Origin of the sequence: Marinobacter lacisalsi, from assembly GCF_042651045.1 — a bacterium.
GTDB classification, from domain to species: Bacteria; Pseudomonadota; Gammaproteobacteria; order Pseudomonadales; family Oleiphilaceae; genus Marinobacter; species Marinobacter lacisalsi.
This window is the reverse complement of sequence record NZ_JBHSDI010000062.1, coordinates 40,185-62,070: the sequence shown is the minus strand read 5'-3', so window position 1 is coordinate 62,070 and position 21,886 is coordinate 40,185. Positions and strand designations below refer to the sequence as shown.

10 protein-coding genes are annotated in these 21,886 nt (G+C 60.7%); 5 read left to right on the top strand and 5 right to left on the bottom strand.

Annotated features, from left to right (window positions below):
* Nucleotides 1-419 precede the first annotated feature (419 nt).
* Complete coding sequence (locus ACFOZ5_RS18105; RefSeq protein ID WP_379889969.1) at nucleotides 420-812, top strand: globin; 393 nt, start codon at nucleotides 420-422, stop codon at nucleotides 810-812.
* Between the two features lie 31 nt (nucleotides 813-843).
* Here ACFOZ5_RS18105 and ACFOZ5_RS18100 read toward each other — a convergent pair whose 3' ends face one another.
* Together ACFOZ5_RS18100 and ACFOZ5_RS18095 are read right to left on the bottom strand one after the other, a co-directional pair.
* On the bottom strand, nucleotides 844-3,291 hold the full coding sequence (locus ACFOZ5_RS18100) for a YbcC family protein (RefSeq protein WP_379889967.1): 2,448 nt from the start codon (nucleotides 3,289-3,291) through the stop codon (nucleotides 844-846).
* Nucleotides 3,288-4,904 carry an NADH-quinone oxidoreductase subunit L gene (locus tag ACFOZ5_RS18095; RefSeq protein WP_379889965.1) on the bottom strand — a complete coding sequence of 539 codons (1,617 nt, stop codon included), beginning with the start codon at nucleotides 4,902-4,904 and terminating at the stop codon, nucleotides 3,288-3,290. Before ACFOZ5_RS18095 ends, ACFOZ5_RS18100 begins: the two co-directional genes overlap by 4 nt.
* A 103-nt stretch (nucleotides 4,905-5,007) precedes the next feature.
* Here ACFOZ5_RS18095 and ACFOZ5_RS18090 point away from each other — a divergent pair, with 103 nt between their 5' ends.
* The 4 genes from ACFOZ5_RS18090 to ACFOZ5_RS18075 all read left to right on the top strand — a co-directional run bounded on the left by ACFOZ5_RS18090 (nucleotide 5,008) and on the right by ACFOZ5_RS18075 (nucleotide 9,996).
* The gene (locus tag ACFOZ5_RS18090) at nucleotides 5,008-5,913 is read left to right on the top strand and encodes a LysR family transcriptional regulator (protein WP_379889963.1); all 906 of its coding nucleotides are present in this window, start codon (nucleotides 5,008-5,010) and stop codon (nucleotides 5,911-5,913) included.
* Between the two features lie 146 nt (nucleotides 5,914-6,059).
* Entirely contained in the window at nucleotides 6,060-8,408 is a 2,349-nt protein-coding gene (locus ACFOZ5_RS18085) for a sensor domain-containing phosphodiesterase (protein ID WP_379889961.1), read from the top strand.
* 109 nt (nucleotides 8,409-8,517) lie between these two features.
* Nucleotides 8,518-8,961 (top strand): hypothetical protein, encoded by a 444-nt coding sequence (locus ACFOZ5_RS18080; protein ID WP_379889959.1) that lies wholly within the window; start codon nucleotides 8,518-8,520, stop codon nucleotides 8,959-8,961.
* Between the two features lie 72 nt (nucleotides 8,962-9,033).
* Nucleotides 9,034-9,996 (top strand): SLAC1 anion channel family protein, encoded by a 963-nt coding sequence (locus ACFOZ5_RS18075; protein WP_379889957.1) that lies wholly within the window; start codon nucleotides 9,034-9,036, stop codon nucleotides 9,994-9,996.
* 42 nt (nucleotides 9,997-10,038) lie between these two features.
* Here ACFOZ5_RS18075 and ACFOZ5_RS18070 read toward each other — a convergent pair whose 3' ends face one another.
* Genes ACFOZ5_RS18070 through ACFOZ5_RS18060 form a run of 3 tightly spaced genes read right to left on the bottom strand, consistent with a single transcriptional unit; the run spans nucleotide 10,039 to nucleotide 21,854 of the window.
* A complete protein-coding gene (locus ACFOZ5_RS18070) occupies nucleotides 10,039-12,150 on the bottom strand; it encodes an HlyD family efflux transporter periplasmic adaptor subunit (protein ID WP_379889955.1) in 2,112 nt (703 codons plus the stop codon).
* Nucleotides 12,144-13,493, bottom strand: coding sequence for an efflux RND transporter periplasmic adaptor subunit (locus tag ACFOZ5_RS18065; RefSeq protein WP_379889953.1), 1,350 nt, complete (start codon nucleotides 13,491-13,493; stop codon nucleotides 12,144-12,146). Before ACFOZ5_RS18065 ends, ACFOZ5_RS18070 begins: the two co-directional genes overlap by 7 nt.
* A gap of 12 nt (nucleotides 13,494-13,505) precedes the next feature.
* Entirely contained in the window at nucleotides 13,506-21,854 is an 8,349-nt protein-coding gene (locus ACFOZ5_RS18060) for a DUF4347 domain-containing protein (protein ID WP_379889951.1), read from the bottom strand.
* Nucleotides 21,855-21,886: the final 32 nt, after the last annotated feature.

The following is a 21,886-nucleotide window of genomic DNA, read 5'->3' as shown; positions in this document are numbered from 1 at the left end:
CTTGTGTTTATCGGTGTGGCGTCGTTGATTGATGATTGTCAAAGCCTACCATCTTTTTAGGCATAACCTTAGATTATTTAATTATATTAGGTGAGCCAGCATACCCAAGGCGCCAGCGCAGAGGGAAACGGGGGGCAGGGCCCTTGCACCTTGTCCTGCTCAACTGCGAGCATCGTCGGGGAGAGCTGATGGAGAGAGTAGAGTGGAAGTGGCTATGGCCCTGGACATTACAGGCCGTTGTTCAGCCCGCTGAGCGACGGTTCAGTAACACGAGCCAGCGCGGTCATGACGGTACCACAGCATCGCTGCCGGTATTGGCAAACGGGCGTGGATATCCTGACCGCCTGTGACTTTCGGCTACTTGCTATTCGGGAGCGCGTGATTAAGATAGCCCCCTAATTTATCAGGAGTGAGCAAGGATGAACCCGACCGACAACGTCTTCCAGAGCTATGGACGCTGCTGCCGCGACGAGCAGTTCTTTATCAACTTCTATACCTTCTTCATGGACAGCTCGGAACAGATCCGGGAGCGATTTGCCAATACCGACATGGCCGCCCAGCGCCACCTGCTGCGCAATGGCATCATGCAGCTGATACTGACGGCGCGAGGCATGTCCGACCGCAAGCTCAGGGCACTGGGCGAGAGCCACGACCGTCACCACTACAATATTGACCCGGCCTGGTACGAGCTGTGGCTGACGGCGCTGATGAAAGCCGTGCGACACCACGACCCCGAATACTCACCCGCCCTTGAGGAGGAATGGCACGAGGTGCTGCGGCCGGGCATTGATCTGATCCGCGGCGCCTACTGAGGCCGGACCCGACAGCGGCAGACACGACCGTCTACCGCTGTGCCATCGCCTCATCCCACTGGCCATCGCGGTATTGCGCCACGCCCTGCTCCGTATACCGGCATAGGAACAGCCACTGGTTTTCCACAAGGTCGGCGACATTCCGTTGCCGGCTGAGAATACCCTCGATCCGGTCCGCCGGAGCATCGATCACCACGGTCAGACGCACCGGCTCATGGCGCCAGAGCGTGCCATCATGCACGGACTGCAGAGGCAGGCCGATCCTCAGCTGCGGGCTGTTGCCTTCAATCACGCCGACGTTCCCGCCCACCACGGAATGCAGGAGTTTGTTACCCGCACCGTGTACCTGCGGCGCCGTGACGGAGGCGAAATACTGCAGGTTGATCCAGTTAGCCACCACCATGGGAGCAGTCAGCAGCGCTTCCAGAATGCTGCCGTCGCTGTCCTGAGCTGCGTCGTATTCATGCAGGAACACCCGCCCACCCAGGTCTGCACCACGGGTAAAGTCCCGCCGGGCGAAGACAATGGCACCGTTATTCGCCAGGCCCCACTCCGGTCGAACCTCGGACCAGTCACGCCCCCTGCGCTCCATCATCTCGAGCAGCTGTCCGTCACCCAGCCCGTTGAGCCCCAGCGCCGTGGCCCTTTCCCGCCGTGCCTCGACACTGGCCTTCGCGAAGGCCCGGGACAACGCCTCCACACGGGACAAGTGGGTGTCAGGTACGCGGTCGGTTTCCAGCAGCGAGACCGTATCCGTCAACGTGCAATGTTCGCCGGCCACCGCCCAGCAATAGTCCGGTATGCGGATGCCCTGCCCCGAAAGCGCCGCCCGCACCGAGGGATCATTGAACAGGCGGGCGGTCAGACGGGCGTTGACGGCACCACTCTGGCCGCCGCAGGCGCCGCAGTCGAGACCGGCCTGGTTCGGGTTATTGTCGGTTCGGCTGCCGTGCCCGATAAAGGCCACCAGGGGCGCGAAATCCCGGGTCAGGGACATACCGCGCAGAGCGCCGGCCAGCAGCCCCGCTTTCTCGGCGTCGCTCAGGGGATCACCGCCGGTGGCGTGAACCAGCCGTCCTTCCGGCGGTGTGGCCGGGGTGTGGTTTCCTTCCGGGCGCTTCAGACTGTCACGCACCAGTTTCCAGGCCCACGCCAGGCCGGTGGTTTCCACCAGCGTGAAGGTCGACAGGCTGCCGTACTTGGCCTTTCGGACCGAGCCCCGGCCGATCTCCCGCTGGTCCAGCATCCGGTTCACCTGACGGTCCTGCCCCGGACTGCCGCAGGTGTCCATCAGACGATAATTCGCTGACAGCAGGCCCGGCAGGCGCCGGACAGGCCGGAACGGCCCGTGGGCCTGGTGCTCCATGGGCAGCCCGAAGAAGCCGGCAAAACCCAGTGTCCGTGCCTGGGGTAGCACCCTTTCCAGGTGACGACGCATCACTTCCGAACGCACATCTATACAGAACACCGCCTGCAGGGCTACCGGCCCTGTATCACTGGCGCTTTCGTTCCGTGGACGCATCAGCGATTGCCAGAGTGTCCTCTGGTAGCCGATTTCAAAGGCACGATGCCACAGCCATAGCTGATCAGAACGGCCCGCCGGGGGCAGCCTGTTCAGACCGGCACGGTTTTTACGGTACCGGACTTTCTGCTCCATCGAGGCGCATACCAGACCCGTCGCTTCCCAGACCAGGGTGATGGCCAGAAGCTCCCAGACACGATCGGAACCGCCTTTCCCAAGGTTGGCCCGCCAGTCCTCGCCCCGGCACCAGGAGGCCCAGCCATTGACCTGCAGCAGCCAGTAGTGGCCCATGGCCTCAAGGGTCTCCCCATTGAGATTCAGGGTTGAGACCGCCTGCCGGATGGCCGCGGCCGGGTCCTCGGGCATGGACCGCAGGCAATTCCGCGCCCCGCCGACACCCGTAGCGGTGTCCAGCAGCAGGCTGTTCCGGCTGGATTCGAGCCAGAACCGGTAAAGGCAATCGGTATCACGGCTCATGGACCAGCCGGCCTGGCGTCCATCAAAGAACGCGGCACAGGTTTCTGCAATCTGATCCCGCACCACGTTGATGACCGGCTCGCCCTCACGCACGGGAGCATAGGTTTCCAGCACGGATGCGGCACAACCGCCCACATCAACCGGAGGCGCCAACGACAGCCAGCGTACGAGCGCATCCGGATCCTCCGTGCTCTCCCGTTCGCGCAGGGCCTGCTCCAGGTCTCCGCGGCGGATCCGCCCACCATCCCAGGCCTCCTTGTAAAAGGCGGGCGGCATCAGGATGGAAAAACCACCCCGCTGCCTCAGGAGTCGGTCTGCGGTCGGCGCCGGCAGATGTTTCAGCCCCCAGAACGGATTCACCGCAATCCACTGATCCAGCGGCCAGACCGGCGCAATACGGGGGCAGACAGACCTGAGCCGCTCTTGCCAGTCACCGGACAATGGCTGCACAGCGGCGGTTGCCATGGCGGGAAGAGTCATGACCGATCCTCCACTCTGAAGGGATGATGAGGCACGCGACGCAATGCGTAGGGTGCACGAAGGGCCCTGGCGGCCAGGAAACCGGTTACCCGGTCAAAGGGTACGTCCAGGTAAAGCCCGTGACGGAAGTGGGTGCAGAGTGCCCGGACCAGACGGTACCGGGGGCTGAGATGGGTCATGACGGTGCCTGTCAGCAGCGCCGCAACCACCAGCCATCCCACCCACTGTGCCGCCAGCGGCAGTAGCACCGGCTGGTGGTCAGGCAATGCCGGCCCCAGCAACAGGTGGAGCAGGAAGTAGCCCGGCACCAGCGCCACAGCCAGCAGGCACAGGCGTCCCGCCACCAGAGGCGAGGTGCCACCGGGTATACCCAGAACGGCCGCACCCACCGCCAGCACCAGCACCGCACCAAGCACAGGGTTGTATTGGACGATCTGCGGCGCCAGCACAATCACAACACCGGCGACACCAGCACAGACCCCGGCCCTGAGAAAGCGAACCTGCCAGGGCGCGGGAGGAAAACCATGGGTTGCGGACACCGCCACCGTACGCCCGGAAGCCAGGAACGAATGGGCCTTGTAGACAGAGTGGGCGAGCAGATGAAGCAGGGCCAGGGTATAGGCGCCCATGCCGATCTCGAACAACATGAAACCCATCTGGGCACAGGTGGACCAGGCCAGGGCATGCTTGACGGAATAATGGGTCATCATGGTAAGCACCGCGACAACCGCCGTAGTGCCCCCGACTGCCAGCAGGATCATGTGGCCAGGCGTAAAGCCATCAAAGACAGGAAACAGCCGAAGCCAGAGAAAACCACCCAGGTTGATAACTCCGGCGTGAAGCAGCGCCGACACGGGGGTTGGCGCCTCCATGACCCGCAGCAACCAGCCATGAAAGGGAATCTGGGCACACTTGAGCACCGCGGCCAGCGCCAGGGCCACTGAGGCCCACCAGGCATAGACGCCATTGGTGGCAACCGCGCCACTTTGCGCGATGATATCCGGCAGAATAAAGGTGCCATGCTCCGCATAGAGCAGACCGACGCCCAGGAAGACAAACCCGTCGCCCAGCCGGCTGACAATGAACTTCTGCACCGCTGCCAGGCGTGCCTGGGGTCGATCCTGGTAGAGCGTCAGCAAATGGTGGAGTGCCAGGCTGATGGCGACCCAGGCGAAAGCCAGTATCAGCAGGTGATTGGTGAACACCAGCACCAGCACCGACCCGATGATCACCAGCAGCCAGGGCAGGAACCGCTGATGACCGGGATCAGCCCGCAGGTAGGTATCCGCGAAACGAAGAATGACCCAGCCGATAAAACTCACCATCAGCGCCATCCAGACGCTGATACCGTCTGGGTAAAGCCCCAGGGCTCGGGCGCTGTCCTGCAGTCGAGTCGTTGCTGACCAGACAGATTCCGTGAGCAACCAGGCTCCGACCGCTGCCGAGGCAGCCATGGAAATCAGCAGCAGCCGCTGGGCGATCCGCCAGCAGTGCGCCAGTTTGAGGGGATTCTGCAACCAGCCACAGCCAGCCGCGAGCAGCAGCATCAGGGCAACGGGTAGCAGCCACGCTGCCAGCAGGCCAAAGGCAGGAATATCCATAAGTGAGTTCATGAGTGCCAGTCTCCTTGATGTCGAGACCAGTTTGCGCAACCCACAATCATAGATAAAATAGTTTATATCGAACCATCCGTTCACTTATAGAGAATGAATCACCGTGAAGCTTAATTACCATCACCTCTATTACTTCTGGCGGGTGGCGCGGGCCGGGCACCTGACGCGCACGGCGGATGCCCTGCACATCTCCCAGTCGGCCCTGTCCGGCCAGATCCGCAAGCTTGAGGAGAGCCTTGGGCATGACCTGTTCATCCGTGAAGGCCGTCGCCTGAAGTTATCCGAAGCCGGACGGCTGGCGTTTTCCTACGCCGAGGACATTTTCCGGCAGGGAGAAGAGCTGACCGCCATGTTTGCGTCCGGGGCTCAGCCCAACCGGGAAGTACTGCGGGTGGGCGCCGTTGCCACCCTGTCGCGGAATTTCCAGGAAGGTTTCCTGCAGCCACTGCTGGGGCGCGAGGACCTGGAGCTGAGCCTGCAGAGCGGCCACCTGGATGAACTGTTGCGGCGCCTGTCGGCTCACAGGCTGGACCTGATCCTTTCCAACCAGTCCGTCCAGGGCGATGAACAATACCCCTGGCGATCCCGCCTCATCGGGCGGCAGTCGGTCAGTGTCATCGGCCCGCCAGACCTGGAACTGTCGAAAGAGCTACCACGGATACTGCTGGAACGCAGCCTGATCGTGCCGGGTGCCAACAACAACATACGCCAGGCGTTCGAGCAGATCTGCGAATACCACCGCATCAGGCCCACCATCGCAGCGGAAGTGGATGACATGGCCCTGATGCGACTGCTGACCCGGGACACCGGGCACCTCGCCATACTGCCGCCGGTAGTTGTGCGGGACGAACTCACCAATGGCGTGCTACAGGAGTATGGTGTACTGCCAGGCGTATACGAGGAGTTCTACGCCATCAACATCCGGCGGCAATTCGAAACACCGGCGCTGAAAGAACTGTTATCGCAACCCTCCGGCGCCTTGCTGAAAGAGAGACAGCCTGAGCCGTAGACGTCTGCCCTGTCGGCATGCCAGCGGCGCTCAAACGCCGGGCCATCCGAATCAAAGAACAGGGAAGATAAAAGCGACCTTTCTGCCTACACTATAAGACTCCCAGGTCAATGCATGTGGCTGAGGCCGTCTACCCAGGAGTATCCGTGGAAAGATCCAGGGCCGAACAACGCAGGCTTGAAGCACTCAAACGCCTTGGCATTCTCGACACTCCTCCGGATGAGCGCTTCGAGCGCCTGACACGCATTGCCCAACGGTTCTATGAGGTCCCGGTTGCCCTGTTCACCCTCATCGATGACCACCGTCAATGGTTCAAGTCGAAGCAGGGACTGGTCATTGAGGAAACACCACGTTCCATTGCGTTCTGCGACTACGCCATCCGTGAGGACAAGCTTTTTATCGTGGAGGACGCCTCCCACGACGTACGCTTTCGCAATAACCCGCTGGTCACGGGCGAGCACCACATCCGCTTCTACGCCGGCATGCCGGTAAGGGAACCCAGCGGTTTCAAGATCGGCACCCTCTGCATCCTCGACCGGGTACCTCGCCGAATCCCCGAGTTCGAACTCGACGTGCTGCGAAGTCTCGCCAGCCTGGTGGAAGACGAAATCGAGCGGGCCTACCAGGGAGCGCAGAGCCAGGAGTTCTTCCCGGTGTCCCAGCTGACCCGGGCGATCTACCGGGCCCAGAACGTCTTCCTGACCCATGAGGACGAAAGCGCCGCCTTCGAGCTCATGCTCAATGACCTGCTGGCTCTGACTGACAGCCAGTTCGGCTTTATCGGGGAGGTACTGCACCATCCCGACAACACGCCCTACCTGAAGATCGGCGCCATCACCAATATCGCCTGGAGCCCGGAAACCGAAGGGCTCTACCAGCAGGTCAAGCGCAGGGGCATGATCTTCGAAAACAGCAGCAACCTGATCGGTGCGTCCCTCGCTACCGGGCAGTTGGTCATCGCCAACCATTTCGATTCCGACCCGCGTCGTGGCGGACTGCCGGAGGGCCATCCGGCGATCAAAGCCTACCAGGGCATTCCGATCCATTCCGGCGACCAGCTGATCGGCCTGGTGGGCCTGGGAAACCGGGTCGAGGGCTATTCGGAAGAGCTCGCCCTCGCCCTGGAACCGCTGCTACAGACTGTCGGCCAGCTGATCGAGCGAAAACGCCTCTACAAGGAAAGGCTGGATCACAAGAAAAGTCTCGAAAAGGCCGCCAATTACGACTCGCTTACCGGCCTGCCCAACCGACGACGACTCACGGAACTGTTCGAGCAGGAACTGGTGGAAGCCGACAGGCGTCAGGGGCGGCTGTCCGTGTGCTTCATCGACCTGGATGGCTTCAAGGAAATCAACGACCAGTTCGGGCACTCCGTGGGCGACATGGTACTCAAGACCGTGGCCGAAAGACTGAAAACATCCATGCGGGAGCACGATCTGGTGGCGCGGCTGGGGGGTGACGAGTTTGTTGCCATCCTGCGGGACGTGAGCGATGACGGCGTCTATCACCGGATGCTGGAAACCATCCGGCAGACGATACCCCACAGCCACTACCATCTTCAGCTGTCCGGAAGCCTGGGCATTACTGTCTACCCCGATGACCAGGCGGGACCAGACCTCCTCCTGAGGCACGCAGACCAGGCCATGTACGCCGCCAAGGAGCAGGGCAGGAACCAGCACCGTGTCTTTGACGTCAGGAGTCATGTCAGCCGCAAGAAAAAACTCCAGGTGGTGGAACAGATCTCCGCAGCGCTTGAACAGCAACAGTTCGAACTCTTCCTCCAACCCAGAATCAACCTGCGGGAGAACAAGGTGGAAGGTTTCGAGGCACTGATTCGCTGGAACCACCCGGAGCGTGGGCTAGTCGGCCCCTTCGAATTCCTGCCCTATATCGAGTACACGGAGTATGCCGCTGACATCAGTCGCTTTGTCATGGCAGATGCCATCGGGAAGCTGCAGTCCTGGCAAGCCGAAGGCCAGAACTACTCCCTGAGCATTAACCTCAGCCCGTCGCATTTCCTGAGCGAACGCTTCAGCCAGGACCTGAAGGACGCCCTGGCTGACTGTGACAAGTCCCTGTGCTCGCGGCTCACCCTGGAACTGCTCGAGACCACAGCCCTGGATGATGCCAGCATCGTCATCAAACGCCTAAAAACCTGCCGGGCGCTTGGAGTGGATCTGTCGCTGGACGATTTCGGTACCGGTTATTCCTCCCTGGATTACTTTCGCCGGCTGCCGGTACAGGAAATCAAGATTGATCGGTCCTTTGTCACGGATATGCTCAACGACCCCGACGATGAAAAGGTGGTGGGGGCCATCATCGCCCTCTCACAGAACTTCCACCGCCGGGTAGTGGCCGAAGGCATCGAGGACGAGGCCACCAGGGACCGGCTGCTGGAAATGGGATGTTATCTGGCGCAGGGGTTTTACTTCACCAGGCCTTTGCCATCCGCCGAGGCCCTGGCCTGGGCGGATGCGTTTCACCGGGGTGGCTGACAGCCATTGCGTAAACTGAAATCCCACCCATGGTGACTTAGTCACTGAGCCGCAGCAGCTTTCTCCCTAAAGTGTCATGACGTCTTGCCACTGCCACAGGAGAAAACCCATGCCACGCCTGCTAACCACACTGGTGGCCGCCACGCTGCTGGCCACCGCCCCCCTGATATCCCATGCTGACCAACACGGTGACACCGCCGACAAAGTGCTGGTCATTCTTTCCAGCGACTCGCTGCAGACCCAGGGCATGGCCATGGTGCTGTCCAATACCATGGCGCAGCAGGGTGCGCAGGTAAACGTTCTGCTTTGTGACCAGGCCGGGGACCTTGCTCTCAAGTCCTACAGTGCGGACGCCCTGAAGCCGAAAGATCTCACGCCCGGCCAGATGCTCCGTGGCCTGGCCAAACAGGGTGGCGAGATCAATGTCTGCGCCCTGTACCTGCCCAACAGCGACTACACTCAGGAAGACCTGATGGAAGGTGTTGGCGTCGCGACGCCGCCGGACATGGCCGGGCAGATGCTCGACCCGGAGATCCGCATCTTCAGCTTCTGAACCATCCACACCCGTTTGCCGGACACCGCGTTCCGGCAAACGGCTTGTATGATCGAAGAGCATTAGCCCGCAATGACTGACATCCAGCCATCCCGATTGCAGAACTTTCCCATTTCCTGGTTTGCCATGGTCATGGGCATGACCGGCTTCACCATTGCCTGGCACCGTGCCGAATCACTGCTGACCCTGCCGGTAGAGCCTAGCCCGGTCCTACTGACGCTGACCATCGGTCTGTTTATCCTGCTGCTGATCTTCTATGCCGCCAAACTGGCGAAATATCCACAACAGGTAAAGGCCGAGTTTGCTCACCCGGTGAAGCTGAACTTCTTCCCCACCATTTCCATTGGCCTGATCCTGCTGAGTATCGCCATCATGCCCTACAACCCTGCCATATCGGCAATCTGCTGGTGTGTCGGGACCACCCTGCACCTGATCTTTACCCTGTACGTACTGTCCGCCTGGATGCACCAGACGCATTTTGAAATCAACCACATCAGCCCTGCCTGGTTCATTCCCATTGTCGGCAACATCCTGGTACCGATTGCCGGTATCCATCACGCCTCGCCGGAGATTTCCTGGTTCTTCTTCAGTATCGGCCTGGTGTTCTGGCTGGTGCTGCTGACCATCATCTTCTACCGCATGTTTTTCCATCAGCCGTTGCCGGCCAAGCTGCTGCCAACACTGTTCATCCTGATTGCGCCGCCAGCTGTCGGCTTCGTCTCCTGGCTACAGCTGACGGGCGAAGTGGATGCTTTTGCCCGCATCCTTTACTACATCGCTCTCTTCCTGACGTTGATGCTCCTGACCCAGGTAAACCGCTTCACGAAACTGGAGTTCTTCCTGTCCTGGTGGGCCTATTCGTTCCCCATGGCAGCGATCACCATCGCCACACTACTGCTTTACCAGCAACTGCAGCTTCGCTTCTTCCTGGGCCTCGGCATGGTGCTTTTAGGAGTGCTGACATTGCTGATCATCATTCTGCTGATGAAGACGGCGCAGGCGATCAAGCGTCGGGCGATCTGTATCGAGGAATGAGGCAATTCCTTCCCATAGCTGCGAAATAAGGGCGTTCCAGTGTCAAAAGCCGGTTTCCCTGAGAAAGACCACAACAACCCTACGTGCCTGGTGCACCAGCCAGCTTCGGGTCGCACCCTCAACCACCAGTAACCCTGACTGTCGCCGATCCGGGGCCCACGGTGGAGTGCCCGCCTGCGGTACGGCCTGGATGCGATAATACGCCGACTCGGGCACCAGCCGGTCTTCGGAAGAACGGACGGCAACCGGGCCGCCATGATCAGAGGCCAATTCCCGGTAACGCAGGAACGGGATGGCGCTGACACTGATATCCGACAGCCTTACCGGCAAGGCAGCATGTTCACCACTATCAGCGATAAACACGCCGGACTGACCGGCCTCCAGCATTACCAGGTCCTGCTCGACGACCAGACCATCAATGACAACCTCGGCCGTGCCGTGGACCGTTATCAGGTCAGCATCTTCCCCTATCCATTGGCCTTCATGAAGGGCGCGCCTCGTATCGACGATGCCGGCAAAGGGCGCACGCAGGGTCAGTCGGTCCAGTCGAGCCTGCAGCCCTTCCAGACGTCCCTGCAACTGTCGGAGCATCTGCTCATTGACCGCTACCAGTGACCGCTGCTCCGCAGACGATGCCTGCCGTGACAGACGCTCATTGACCATCCTCAGCTCAAGAGAGGTCTCTTCCAGACGCTGCTCCAGTTCCGGCGAGTGGAGTTCCAGTAAAACTTCACCCCGCTCGACCCGTTGCCCGTCGACAATCGGCAGCCTCACGATCCGGCCCGCTTCCGGCGCAAACAGGTCCTGAATCTCAGCCGCCCGTACCACCGCAGGCATCTTTACTTCCGACGGCAGAGGGATAGCCGCATAGACCAGCAACGCCACCGGGATTAACCAGGCCAGCAGGCGACCCGCCCCCCACTGGAACTGCTCTTTGCGTTCCCACCAGGCCTTGAGTTCCCGATAGATTGGCATAGCGATAAACCAGAGAAGTTCGACCACAAACAGCAGAATACCCAGCACCTTGAAGAACAGGTGATAGACCAGCAGGGCAATACCCAGAAACAGCACGAAACGGTAAACCCAGGTGCCCCAGGCGTAGAGGATCAGCAGCCGGGCACGGGGCCTGGGCATCGGCTCTGGCATCGGATCCCTGAGCCCCCACAGCCACTGGCGCATCTTCCAGCGGCCCAGAGCGAAACCCCGCTGCTGAAGGTTCTCCACGCCGATAAGGTCCGAGAACGCGTAGTAGCCGTCAAACCGGAGAAAAGGACTGACGTTGACCAACAGCGACGTCACCCAACTGGTTGTGGCCAGGAAGAATGCCGCACTGCGCAGGGCGCCGTCGGGCAATACGGACCACAGGAACGTCGCCAGCATGGCTATATAGAGTTCGGTCCGGACACCGGCGGTCACAATTCTCAGACGATCCTTCTTGCGCCTGAGCTTCCAGGCATCGGTGGTATCGGTATAGAGCACCGGCATCATCACCAGGAAAGCCACGCCCATGGAGGCCACCCGACAACCCAGCCGATGGGAAACCATGGCGTGGCCCAGCTCGTGGGCACTCTTGACCAGCACCAGGGTGAGGGCGTAGAGCACCATGCCTTCGAGGCTGAAGAAATACAGGAACGTGGCGGTGAACGTGTCCCACTGGCGCAACACCATAAAACCACCGATCACCCCAAGCATGATGATCAGACGGGACAGCCAGGGCTGGAACAGCCAGCCCATGCGGGGCATGACCTTCCTCAGCCAGGGTTCGGGCCGCACCAGCGGAATCTTGATGAACAGATAATTGTGGAGTAGCCAGCTCCAGACGCCCTTGCGCTGGGCCCGTTTCTGTCCGGCAAAATGGCCAGCCGCGCCGTCGGTACGGGCCTGGACCAGGTGGTTAGTCACCAGAAAATGGGCGAAGGAGCGTATCTCATCCGCGTCGAAATCAAGGCCCTGCTTACCAAGGCTTGCCACCATCTCGTCCACCAGCACACCAGGCTGCCAGTGACGAATCAGCTTCAGGGTGCGCTCGAACAGGGAAAAGTAGCGGTTACTCACCACATCGTAGAGTAGCCAGCGCGGGGCGCCGTCTTCATCGTGACTTCCCGGCAGCAACTTCAGGTCCGGGCGCAACCGGGGCAGGCGAGCTTCTACCATCCCAGCCACTGCCTCACGGCGGTAATCGGTCGCCGGAACAGAAAGAAGAACACGCTGACCTTGTCGCCGTGAATCCTGGCCGTGCCCCGTAACCCGATCCGCGGGAAGGCGGCTTCGGCGGACGGGGTCGCTTCAAGCTCGGCAACCAGGCGATAGACCATCTGCTGGTCCGGTGAGGGTCGGGGCTCATACCCGGCATGCCTGAGAGTTCCACGCCAGGGGTGCAGGGGATCATTGTCCAGAAAGACTTTCACCTCAGTGCCCGTTTCCAGGGCAACGGAATCCTTGACCGGGAGACTGATTTCGAAGGCCACCCTATCCGGATCAGCCACCTGCAGTATCCGCTCCCCGGTCTTTACCGGGCGCCCACGCCATTCGGCCGGGTCCTCCAGCACCGCAATGCCTGCCGATTCAGCCCGGATGACCGAACGCTGAAGACGGGCCTCGGCATACTTCAATCGGGAGTCATTGAGGCTGACATCCGCCTGCAACTCAGCCAGCCTGGCTTTCTGGGTGGGGTCCATGAAGCCGCTTTGCTGGGCGGTAAGGAGCCGGGCCCGCGCCACGGCCAGTGCCTGCCTGGCCACCTCCGCCTCGCTTTCCAGATCGCTGTTTTCCATACGGGCCAGAACATCACCCGGCACCACCTGCTGGTTCGGCATCACGTCCACCGACGCCACCACTCCGTCCAGGGGCGCGGCGACAATGGCCGGGCTGTCCGCAATGACCTCGGCCGGTGCCAGCGTGGTCAGCCGTACCGGGAGGAACAGGATAACCAGCACCAGCAGCACAAGTGCGAAAAAGAGACGACGCTGACGCAAACGCTGCCACAGACCCGCCAGGGGACGGTGGCGACGCAGGGCAAACAGGGCATGGCCGATGCTGGCCGACAGGTGGCCGCTGACACCCAACTCTTCGCTGGTCCATTCCTGCTCCGCAAAAAGCAGCAACACACCGGCCGGCGTGTTGTCACGCGCCTCCACGGGCAAGGGCTGCCACAGCAGGCATTCCGGCAGGCCTAGCTCGCGCCATTCCGACGCCAGTTCAGCAGGAACACCCGAGGGCGTCAGTACCTGCTGCGTGGTGTCATCGGCTTTACTCGCGCAGTGCTTTGCCAGCCGCTCTACCCAGAGCACAAAGGGCGACGTGTAGTCCACCGTCGGCACGTCCGAAATCGCCATGACGTCGGCCCGCCCGGGCTGGTCGCCCACAAGCATGACCGCGAGGGTGAAAGGCACACACCGGTCAAGCTGGTTGACCACCGTGAAATACAGCTGCGACGGGTCCGTCGCCCGGCGCAACTGTTGTTCGAGGCCCAGCAGGGCCGCAACTGCTTCGCTCAAGGTTGCACCCGATCAGGCTCCCAGCATCGCCACAAGCCGGCTTCCATAGTTATCCCGGGACGCCAGTTCAGCTTCCAGCTGGTCTGCCAGGGGTCGGTACGCGGAAACATCGTCCGGGACCATTGCCTCCGGCTGGGCATCCATCTGCTGGCGCCTGAGCAACTCCTCCAGATCAAGTTTGAGCTCGAGGATCCGCACCTGACCATCGCTGCCAATGGCCTGAACACGGATGTCCACCTTCGACTGTCCGGCCGGGGGATTATCAATGGTCACCGAGCCGGTGGATGGGTCCACCTGTATCCAGGACGGCAGACTCTGACCGCCGGCCAGGCTGCCACTGTATTGCTGGGCACTGGCATTGGGACTGGTGTCCTCGATATCAATCTCGATGGTGGCGTCGGATGTACGCCCGATGCTCGCCACCGACAGGCTCACGGTGCTGAAGGCTTCCCGCTGGACGTCCGTGAACACCACCTGGCCGTCGTCACCCACATTCACATCCACCGAGGCCCGGGTTGTGGTGTTGCCATCCGGGTTCTGGTTCTGGACAACCAGGGCTCCCTCCTCTGCAAGCAGCACCCGCTCACCCGGCCGGGCTCCGGATTCAGCTGACTCCTCGACCGGTTCTCCGAGTTCACCGTCCGTGTCCGGGGACTCCAATCGTTCCGTTACCGGCTCACTGGAGACGAACCCGCTGCTGTCTGCCGGGTCACCGGATTCAACCTGACCGACCAGACCGTCTGGCAGGCCGTCGGACGCGACGCTGCCAACATCCACAGGCTGATAGGTGGTGTCAGGCGCTGGTGGCGGATTTGTCTCACCAGGGGTGGTTGGTGTGTCACCGTCGACGACCGCCGTTACGGTCAACCCATAGGTCCGCGAGAGAGTGGCCCCCTCGGCGTCAACGGCTGTCACGGTGATTGTGAACACGCCCGCTTCGGAGGGCTTTCCGCTGATGGTATTGGTCGACGGATCAAAGACAACTCCGCGCGGCAGGCCTGTAACGCTGTAGCCCAGGCTTTCGCCACTGAGTTTACTGTCCTTGTCCGTGAACAGGGTGCCGACATCCACTCGGTAGTCAGCCCCTTTCTGAACGTTGCTGTCCTCTCTGGTGAACTGACGGGCCACTTCCGGTGCGTCATTGGTGCCGACCACGGTGACCCTGACAACCTCCGAAGCACTGGCGCCCTGGCTGTCTTTCGCTGTGACCGTATAGCTGAAGCTCAGAGTGTCACCGGCATTGAGAAAGTCCAGATCGAGATTGGCAGCCTCATAACTCCAGTCGATCTGGCCGGTGTTCGGCAGACCATTGGCTCCGGTACTGAAACCGGCAACGAGCGTACTGGCCAGGTCAGTCGGCAAGCCTTCAACCAGGCTTCCATCCGAACGCTTCCAGGCAGTATCGCTATTGGAAACAAAACTGACATCCACGACATCGGTCTGGTCGAGATCATCAAAACGGACAACGCCGCTATCGCCGAGACTCTGGGTACTGGAATCACCCGCCACTTCTGCAATGTCGTTTGCCACGTCAGCTGCTAAAGCCGGTGCATCATTCGTACCGGTGATCGTCAGGGTCACCGTCGAGCTCGCTGTCGCGCCCTGACTGTCGGTGACCGTCAGGGTGTATTCAGCCTCAGCGGATCCGTTCTCCGGTAAAAACTGAGCCAGGCTGTTGTCCAGTGCAAACTGCCAGTTCACGGTACCGAATTGCTGACCCCGGGTATCGCCTGACAACTTCAGGGCGCCGGCCAATGCAGCCTCGAAAGCCGCAGTGCCTTCAACGCCGCTGCTGTAGCGAATGCCTCCGTCACTGAGAGTCCAGGTTACGGTTGAGCTATCACTCACATCCACATCACTGAACGTTATGGCGCCGCTATCGACGAGGAAGGATCCTCCCTCAACCTCAACGGTATTCGGGTTATCGGTGACGGTAGCCACGTCTTCCTGAACGGAACCGCTGGCATCCACAACACCCACCTGGGGCGCGTCATTCACCGGCGCGACCGTGAGGCTGACCTGATCCGTGGCGAAGGCAGCACCGCCATCACCACTGCCACCCAGATCGTCCAGGGTGACGGCCAGGATATCCTGCCCGTGGTAGTCCGCCATGGCGGTGTAGGTCAGGCCCTCAAGGGCCGCCTGCAGGTCCGCCAGGGTTCCTTTCACCGTCATCTGACCGCTGTTATTGCTGCCTTCCAGCACCGTGAGACCCTGTTCGCCGGAGAGGCTGAGAGTACCCCGGTCAACCTTGAGACTGAGGGCAAGCTCACCGCCCTGCGCATCAACATCCGCCAGGCCGATACCGTTGCCCTGGGCCGCCGAGAATACCAGCGGTGTGTCCTCATTAACGGTTTGGGCGGATGGCGCCTCCAGCTCCGGCGCATCATTCACGGCGGTGACATAGAAAGCGACTTCGGCAATATGGGACTGCCGGTTGCCATCGCCTGAGGTGTACTGGTAAACGAACTGTTCGGTACCCGACCAGTCGGCATCCGGCGTGTAGGTCAGGTTGGCCAGGGCGTCCCCGGGGATTCGCCAGTTGCCGTTGACCTGCTCAAGGACTTCGTCATTGCCCAGAATCAGCTGTCCGTGATCCAGCCGGAAACCGATCGCCTGACTGGCGTCAATGTCGCCATCGCCATCGATATCGTGATCGGCATAGATAAGGCGTGCGGGATCAAAAGCGGACAGGCTGCCCGGTGCCATCACCTGATCATTGCCATCGGTCTGATCGGCAGTGCCTGTTCCCAGCTCGTAATAGCCAGCGTTGTCGTTGATATCCGCCACCAGGTCACGCAGGTTCACCGAGATCACAGCATCTTCCGCCGCCACCCGAGCCGCGCTGTCGGCATTTGGCACAGCCGGCACCACAGTCACCAGCTTACTGGCCAGGGTTTCGCCGTTGGCCGCATCACGGGCGGTCACTTGCAAGTAGTCTGCACCAGGGGTCACGATGTCATTGCCGCTTCCCGCTTCGTACACCAGGGAGGCGGCCAGCGTTGCATTGATCGCTGCCTGGGTGCCGGTCAGGGTCAGGGACCGGCTGCCATTGTCGCTAATCTGTGCTGGGGCAAGCCCGCCCGGGACATTATCCAGCACGGTCAAGGAACCGTATTGCGAAGTGGCAAGCGTGACGCTCAGCGTATCATGGTCGGCGTCACTGACCTGCAGTCCAGTCAGCTGCATGCGGCCGTCCGGGTTGGTGCCCACCACCTTTTCAACCACATACGCGTTGTCGGACAGGGTGATTTCCGGCAGATCGTTGATCGCCTGAACCTCTACCTGGGCGGACCGGCTGCTGTACAGCGGCTTTTCTGCACCGCCGCCATCGCTGACTTCGATGTGGAAATCGCGAACCGACTCACCGACGGTGTCCGTATCGTTGCTGAAGGCAATGGCCCTTGCCAGTGCCTGTACCTGCAGCGCATTGGCGTTGCCATTCAGGTCGATCCGCAGCGCCTTGCCATTGTCACCGTTATAATGGCTGTCGATGCGACCGACCACTACGCCGCCCACGCTCACCTCAGCCCCGTCACGGCTGACGCCGTTAAGGGCCAGCACGGACAACTGGTCAGAGGATTCGCCGCCACCGGTATTGGAGACCGTGAGGCTGCCACCGTCAAAGGGCAGACCTTCGGGATCGGCAATGGTGATGCCCGCATCCACCTGGACAGGGGCGCCATTTTCCACAAAGACAGGAGTAGAAGCGTTACCCCCCAGCAGCGGCGCATCGTTGGCCGCCTGCAGTTCCACCGTCAGGGTCTGCTCGTCGGAAGAACCACTGCCGTCCGCTACCCGCACGACAAAGGTATCCGTGGCATCCGAAACCAGGGCATTCAGCTTGCTGGCATCCGGCGTGTAGGTGTATTCGCCAGTGGTGGAATCCACGCTGAGCGTGCCGTACGCTCCGGTCTGCGTCACCAGACCATTCTCGATGGTTACGTCATTGCCGCCCAGCCCGAACTCGAAGGTGGTTCCGGCATCCGCATCGGTAGCCTTCAGCTGCCCGGACGTGGCGACAAAACTGTCGATGGCCGCGGTGTCGGTGTAGCGAATCGTGGCCGGGGTATCCAGGGCAACCGGATCGTTCACCTCGCCGATGGCAATGGCCTTCTCACTGGTATGAACTTCAGGAGAATCCCCGCCCGTGGCAGTGGTTACCTTGAGAACACGGCTGTCGGTGCCATTGATTGCCGAAAGATCCGAGCTGTCGGCGAAAGTAACCTGACGCGCCAGGGCTTGCAGAACATCCGAACCGATGTTGCCGGCCGGGTTCTGTTGCTGAACCTCAACGTCATCGATGTACAACTGGGCCCCAAGGACCTCGCCACCGGTCGCATCGAAGGTGCCGGAGACGAACACAAAGCGGTATTCACCCGCGCTGTCCGCCGACACTGACTCACGGGCCCAGGCCGTCTGGGCACGGGGACTGTTTCCGGTGGCATCCAGGATGACCTGGTAGTCGCTGGCGTCTTCGACGTTAACGATGTAGCCGAATACGTCGTAGGCATCACCGCCTCCCTCAGCTTTCCAGCTGAAGGCGACCTCGTCCCCGGCCTCAAGACTGACCGTACCGGTACTGTGGACGTATGGACCCCGGATCACTTCATATCCGGCCTCGGAATTCAGGCGGCTACCCATCTGCAGTGAGTTGCCGCTACCACCATTAGACACAGTGCCTGAGGCAATATTGGAGTAGTAGCTCTGGCTATCCAGGTTACCGAAGTCCTGCATGCCACCGGCGTACGGGTTGGTACCACCATTGTCCGTAGTCGCTTCAGACCCGATGCTGCCGGAATCCGGCTGCGTGCGGTTGAGGTTGCCGGTGGGATAGGTGGTGTCCTCCGGAGTGGCCAGACCGGCAATGGTGTTGTCGATCCACTTGTCCTGCACATAGTCGTAGTGCTGTTCCGCCCCCAGGGTGACGCGGTCATTGACGACCGTCCAGCCGGTGATTTCCACCTTTTCACCCAGCGTCGAGGTCACGCGGCCAGCGGAACTGTCTTCAAAGCTGCCGTTGACGAAATCCACGCTGAAATTGATTCTCAGCGGCTGGCCATCCAGTCCGTTGCGGACACTGTCCACCTGGCCGATCACCCGTGCGGCGTTGCCGTCGCCCAGGTACACCGCATTATCCACGATGCTGACGGCCCCGGCAGTGGTATCCGCCTGGGCCACGCGCTGTAGCCCCAGGGTTTCAGTGCCCTGGCTGCTATCCAGGTCAAAATCGATGTAACCACCACCGTAGGACAGGTCCGTATCGATGGCGGTGTCGTCGAGCACCGGGATGGCCGAGCCCTGCTCCACATAGTTGGCAGCCGTGTCCGGGGCCGCGGTGACATTGATGTTCAGCGCTGTCTCAACCGTATCGGTACCGTCGCTCACCTCCAGGGTGAAGGTCTCGGTGGTATCGCTGTCGAGGGCGTTCAGCGCCGCCAGATCCGGGGTAAAGGTGTACTGGCCGGTGCCAGAATCCAGCTCCAGCCTGCCAAATTGACCATTGGATGACTGGAGGGAGCCCGAAGCGCTCTTGATCGCAAAAACCAGAGCGGCGCCGGTATCCAGGTCGCTGGCCTGCAGGGTATCGGCAATGGTGCCAACGATCGTCGCCCCGGATGTTTCGGTGATATTGATGTCAGCCGGGGTCGTTACCGTGGGTGTGTCATTGGCCGGGTCCACATTGACGGTAAAGGTCTGATCGGTAAGCCCGCCCTGTCCGTCCGACACCTGAACGGTAAAGCTGTCCGTTACACGACTGCCTGCCGGCAGGCTGTTGATCACGGCGCTGTCCGGGGTCCAGGTGTAATCGCCGGTGAGGGTGTTCAGTGTCAGCGAGCCATAACTGCCCGCCAGAACGGACTCGCCGTTGCCGACCGTGCCACCCAGAAGACTGAAGCTCAGCGTTCCATTTTCATTGGGGGCGCTGCCGTGCACATCGCTGGCCGTCACCGTGCCGTTGACCACCCCGAAGCTGTCGTTGGTAGCCGTATCAGTGTGCGTAATCGTCACGGGGCTGCTGGTAATAGCCGCAGCGTCGTTTACAGGGGTGATGCTGGTGTCCAGGCTGACCGACCCGGCTGAAACGGCAGATACTCCTCCAGTGGCATTAGTGGCAAGGGTGTCGAACGTCGCGCGCGTTAGGCCATTGGTGAACGTAATGGCTGAATTGGAGCTATCTACCGCGTGGACACTGAGGCTGCCCGGAGTGCCGTTGTAGTCGGCAGCTGGGGCGAAACGAAGGCTGGAACTGCCAGAAAGCAACAGGCCAGCGTCATTCGATACGGCTCCCACCGAATACCAGGTACTGCCATCGGTCGAGTACTGCCATTCCCCCTCCGAGGCGGAGCTGGCGTCACCTGTGATCACGATTCCGGCCAGGTCGTCCCTGGGCTCGTACTGGGTATCAACATCGGAAAACAGCGCCCCGAACAGATTCACGACCGAGTCTCCGGATGGAGCCGCCGTATCTTCAGCCACCGGGGTAAGACTGGCGTCTCCGCTGAAAGCTGGGGCGTTGTTTTGCTCGGAAAGGTTGATCGTGCTTGTGTCTGCGCCGGTATTTCCAGCCTTATCCCTAACGGATACCGTCAGATTGCGGGTCAGGGTTTGGTGGTCAACAGCCGTATTTGTATAGGTAACACGCTGAGAGATTGAGGTTATGTCTGAATCGCCAACGGAACCGGGCGGATTGGCCTGAGTGACCTGGATGTCGTCGATCATCAGCTCGCCACCCAGCAGGCGCCCGCCAGTAAAGTCATACGAGCCTGCCACAAAGACGAAACGATACACGCCCTCGTCTCCCTGACCGATGGTAATAACCTCGTTGGCCCAATTGGTTTCCTGGTTGGAGCTGCTACCAGTGGAATCCAGAATGGTTATCGTATCGCCGGTATTGACGTCAATTATATAGCCGTAGGCATCATAGGCGTCGCCACCGCTCAACGCTTTCCAGTCAAATGATACCGAGTCACCCGCCTGCAATGAGACTGTCCCATCGCTATACACATACGGCCCCCGTATCACGCCATAGCCCTCACTGATGGAGGACTCACCGGTGTTCATGCGTATCGCGAGATCATCAGCCGTTGTTGCGTCATAACTGGAAAGCGTTGCAGTCTTAGTGAAAGACCCTCCACTGGTGTCATCGTAAATAGGCTGACCACCGTTATTATTTTTGGCATCGGTGAGGTTTTCGTTCGTGTAGGTCTGGTCAATCGGCGTATTCTGGCCTGCTATCTGATCAACTCCATCCAGGCGGACGCTTTGCTGGACGGACGTCCAGCCCTTGATGACAGTGGACCCGTCAGTACCATCCTGGAAGTCGCCGTTCTCGAACGCATTGGAGAAGTTGATGCGTAATGGCTGACCGTTCTGGCCGTTCAGGGTGGCATCGACGCTGCCGATAACGACGGAATTGGTGCCATCGCCACGAAATACCGTCGAGCCTACGATAGAAATCTGACCGCTAACGATGGAAGGCGCATTATCGGTCTGAAAACCCAGCGACTCGTCGGTGGTGGCACTATCGATGGCGAAGTCAATATAGCCACCGGTGTAGTCAGTGCTGCCGCCGATAGCCACATCGCCATCGATCAGCACGGTCCCGTCGCCTTCCACATAATTGAGATCAGAAAGGTTCGAAACCACCAGAGGAGCGAGTGTCCTGCTGTACTCCGCAACAACCGCGCCGCTGGTTTCGATGGATCCGCTCTCCACCTCCAGGTTCCAGTCCCCGCCGAGAGCCGCTGCCCCGGTCAGGTCATCGGAGGCGGCCACGTCCGCGCCGGTCAAGCCAGCAAAGGCGTCTATAAAATGGCGACCACTGTCATCTGCGCCCACATAGCAGCCATACAGCATCACATCGCCGGATTCGCTCAGGCTCTGGCCAAGGGTTTCCAGTGTTGAGGCATGGTCTGAGAGGTTATCGCCGTTGAGCGTAAGTGTGCCCAGTTTCAGTTCGCCGACATCACCATGGGACAGCACGTGCACCGCATCGATACCCTGCTGCCCTTCAAGAGCCGCAACCATCTGTTCAAGGCCGTTGGTGTCGGCGTCCAGGTAGATCACCTCGACATTGTCACCAAGGCCGTCGGCCAGCGCCTGGCTATCCTCTACTCCCCGATCGACGAAGGCGATTTCACGACGTTGGCTGGCGTCACCACCCGTGGGTGCAGGGGCGGCAAAGTGGACCATCGACTCAGTTGTGGCCTGGGAATCGCTTACCTGATGATCAACGTCTGTCGCCATCTCCATCGTGGTAGCGAGAGCAGCGCCATCGAGCAGCACCCGTGGTTCCAGCGCCGTGATCAGAGGCTTGCGGCGAAATTTTTCCAGAGCATGGGGGAAACGGTTACTCATAGCTATTCTCCACGAGAGGACAGGCGTCCTTT

Excerpts from the sequence above, each read along its gene's own strand:
- ACFOZ5_RS18105 (WP_379889969.1), top strand. The coding sequence starts at position 420 with ATGAACCCGACCGACAACGTCTTCCAGAGCTATGGACGCTGCTGCCGC.
- ACFOZ5_RS18100 (WP_379889967.1), bottom strand. The coding sequence starts at position 3,291 with ATGACTCTTCCCGCCATGGCAACCGCCGCTGTGCAGCCATTGTCCGGT.
- ACFOZ5_RS18095 (WP_379889965.1), bottom strand. The coding sequence starts at position 4,904 with ATGAACTCACTTATGGATATTCCTGCCTTTGGCCTGCTGGCAGCGTGG.
- ACFOZ5_RS18080 (WP_379889959.1), top strand. The coding sequence starts at position 8,518 with ATGCCACGCCTGCTAACCACACTGGTGGCCGCCACGCTGCTGGCCACC.
- ACFOZ5_RS18075 (WP_379889957.1), top strand. The coding sequence starts at position 9,034 with ATGACTGACATCCAGCCATCCCGATTGCAGAACTTTCCCATTTCCTGG.
- ACFOZ5_RS18070 (WP_379889955.1), bottom strand. The coding sequence starts at position 12,150 with ATGGTAGAAGCTCGCCTGCCCCGGTTGCGCCCGGACCTGAAGTTGCTG.
- ACFOZ5_RS18060 (WP_379889951.1), bottom strand. The coding sequence starts at position 21,854 with ATGAGTAACCGTTTCCCCCATGCTCTGGAAAAATTTCGCCGCAAGCCT.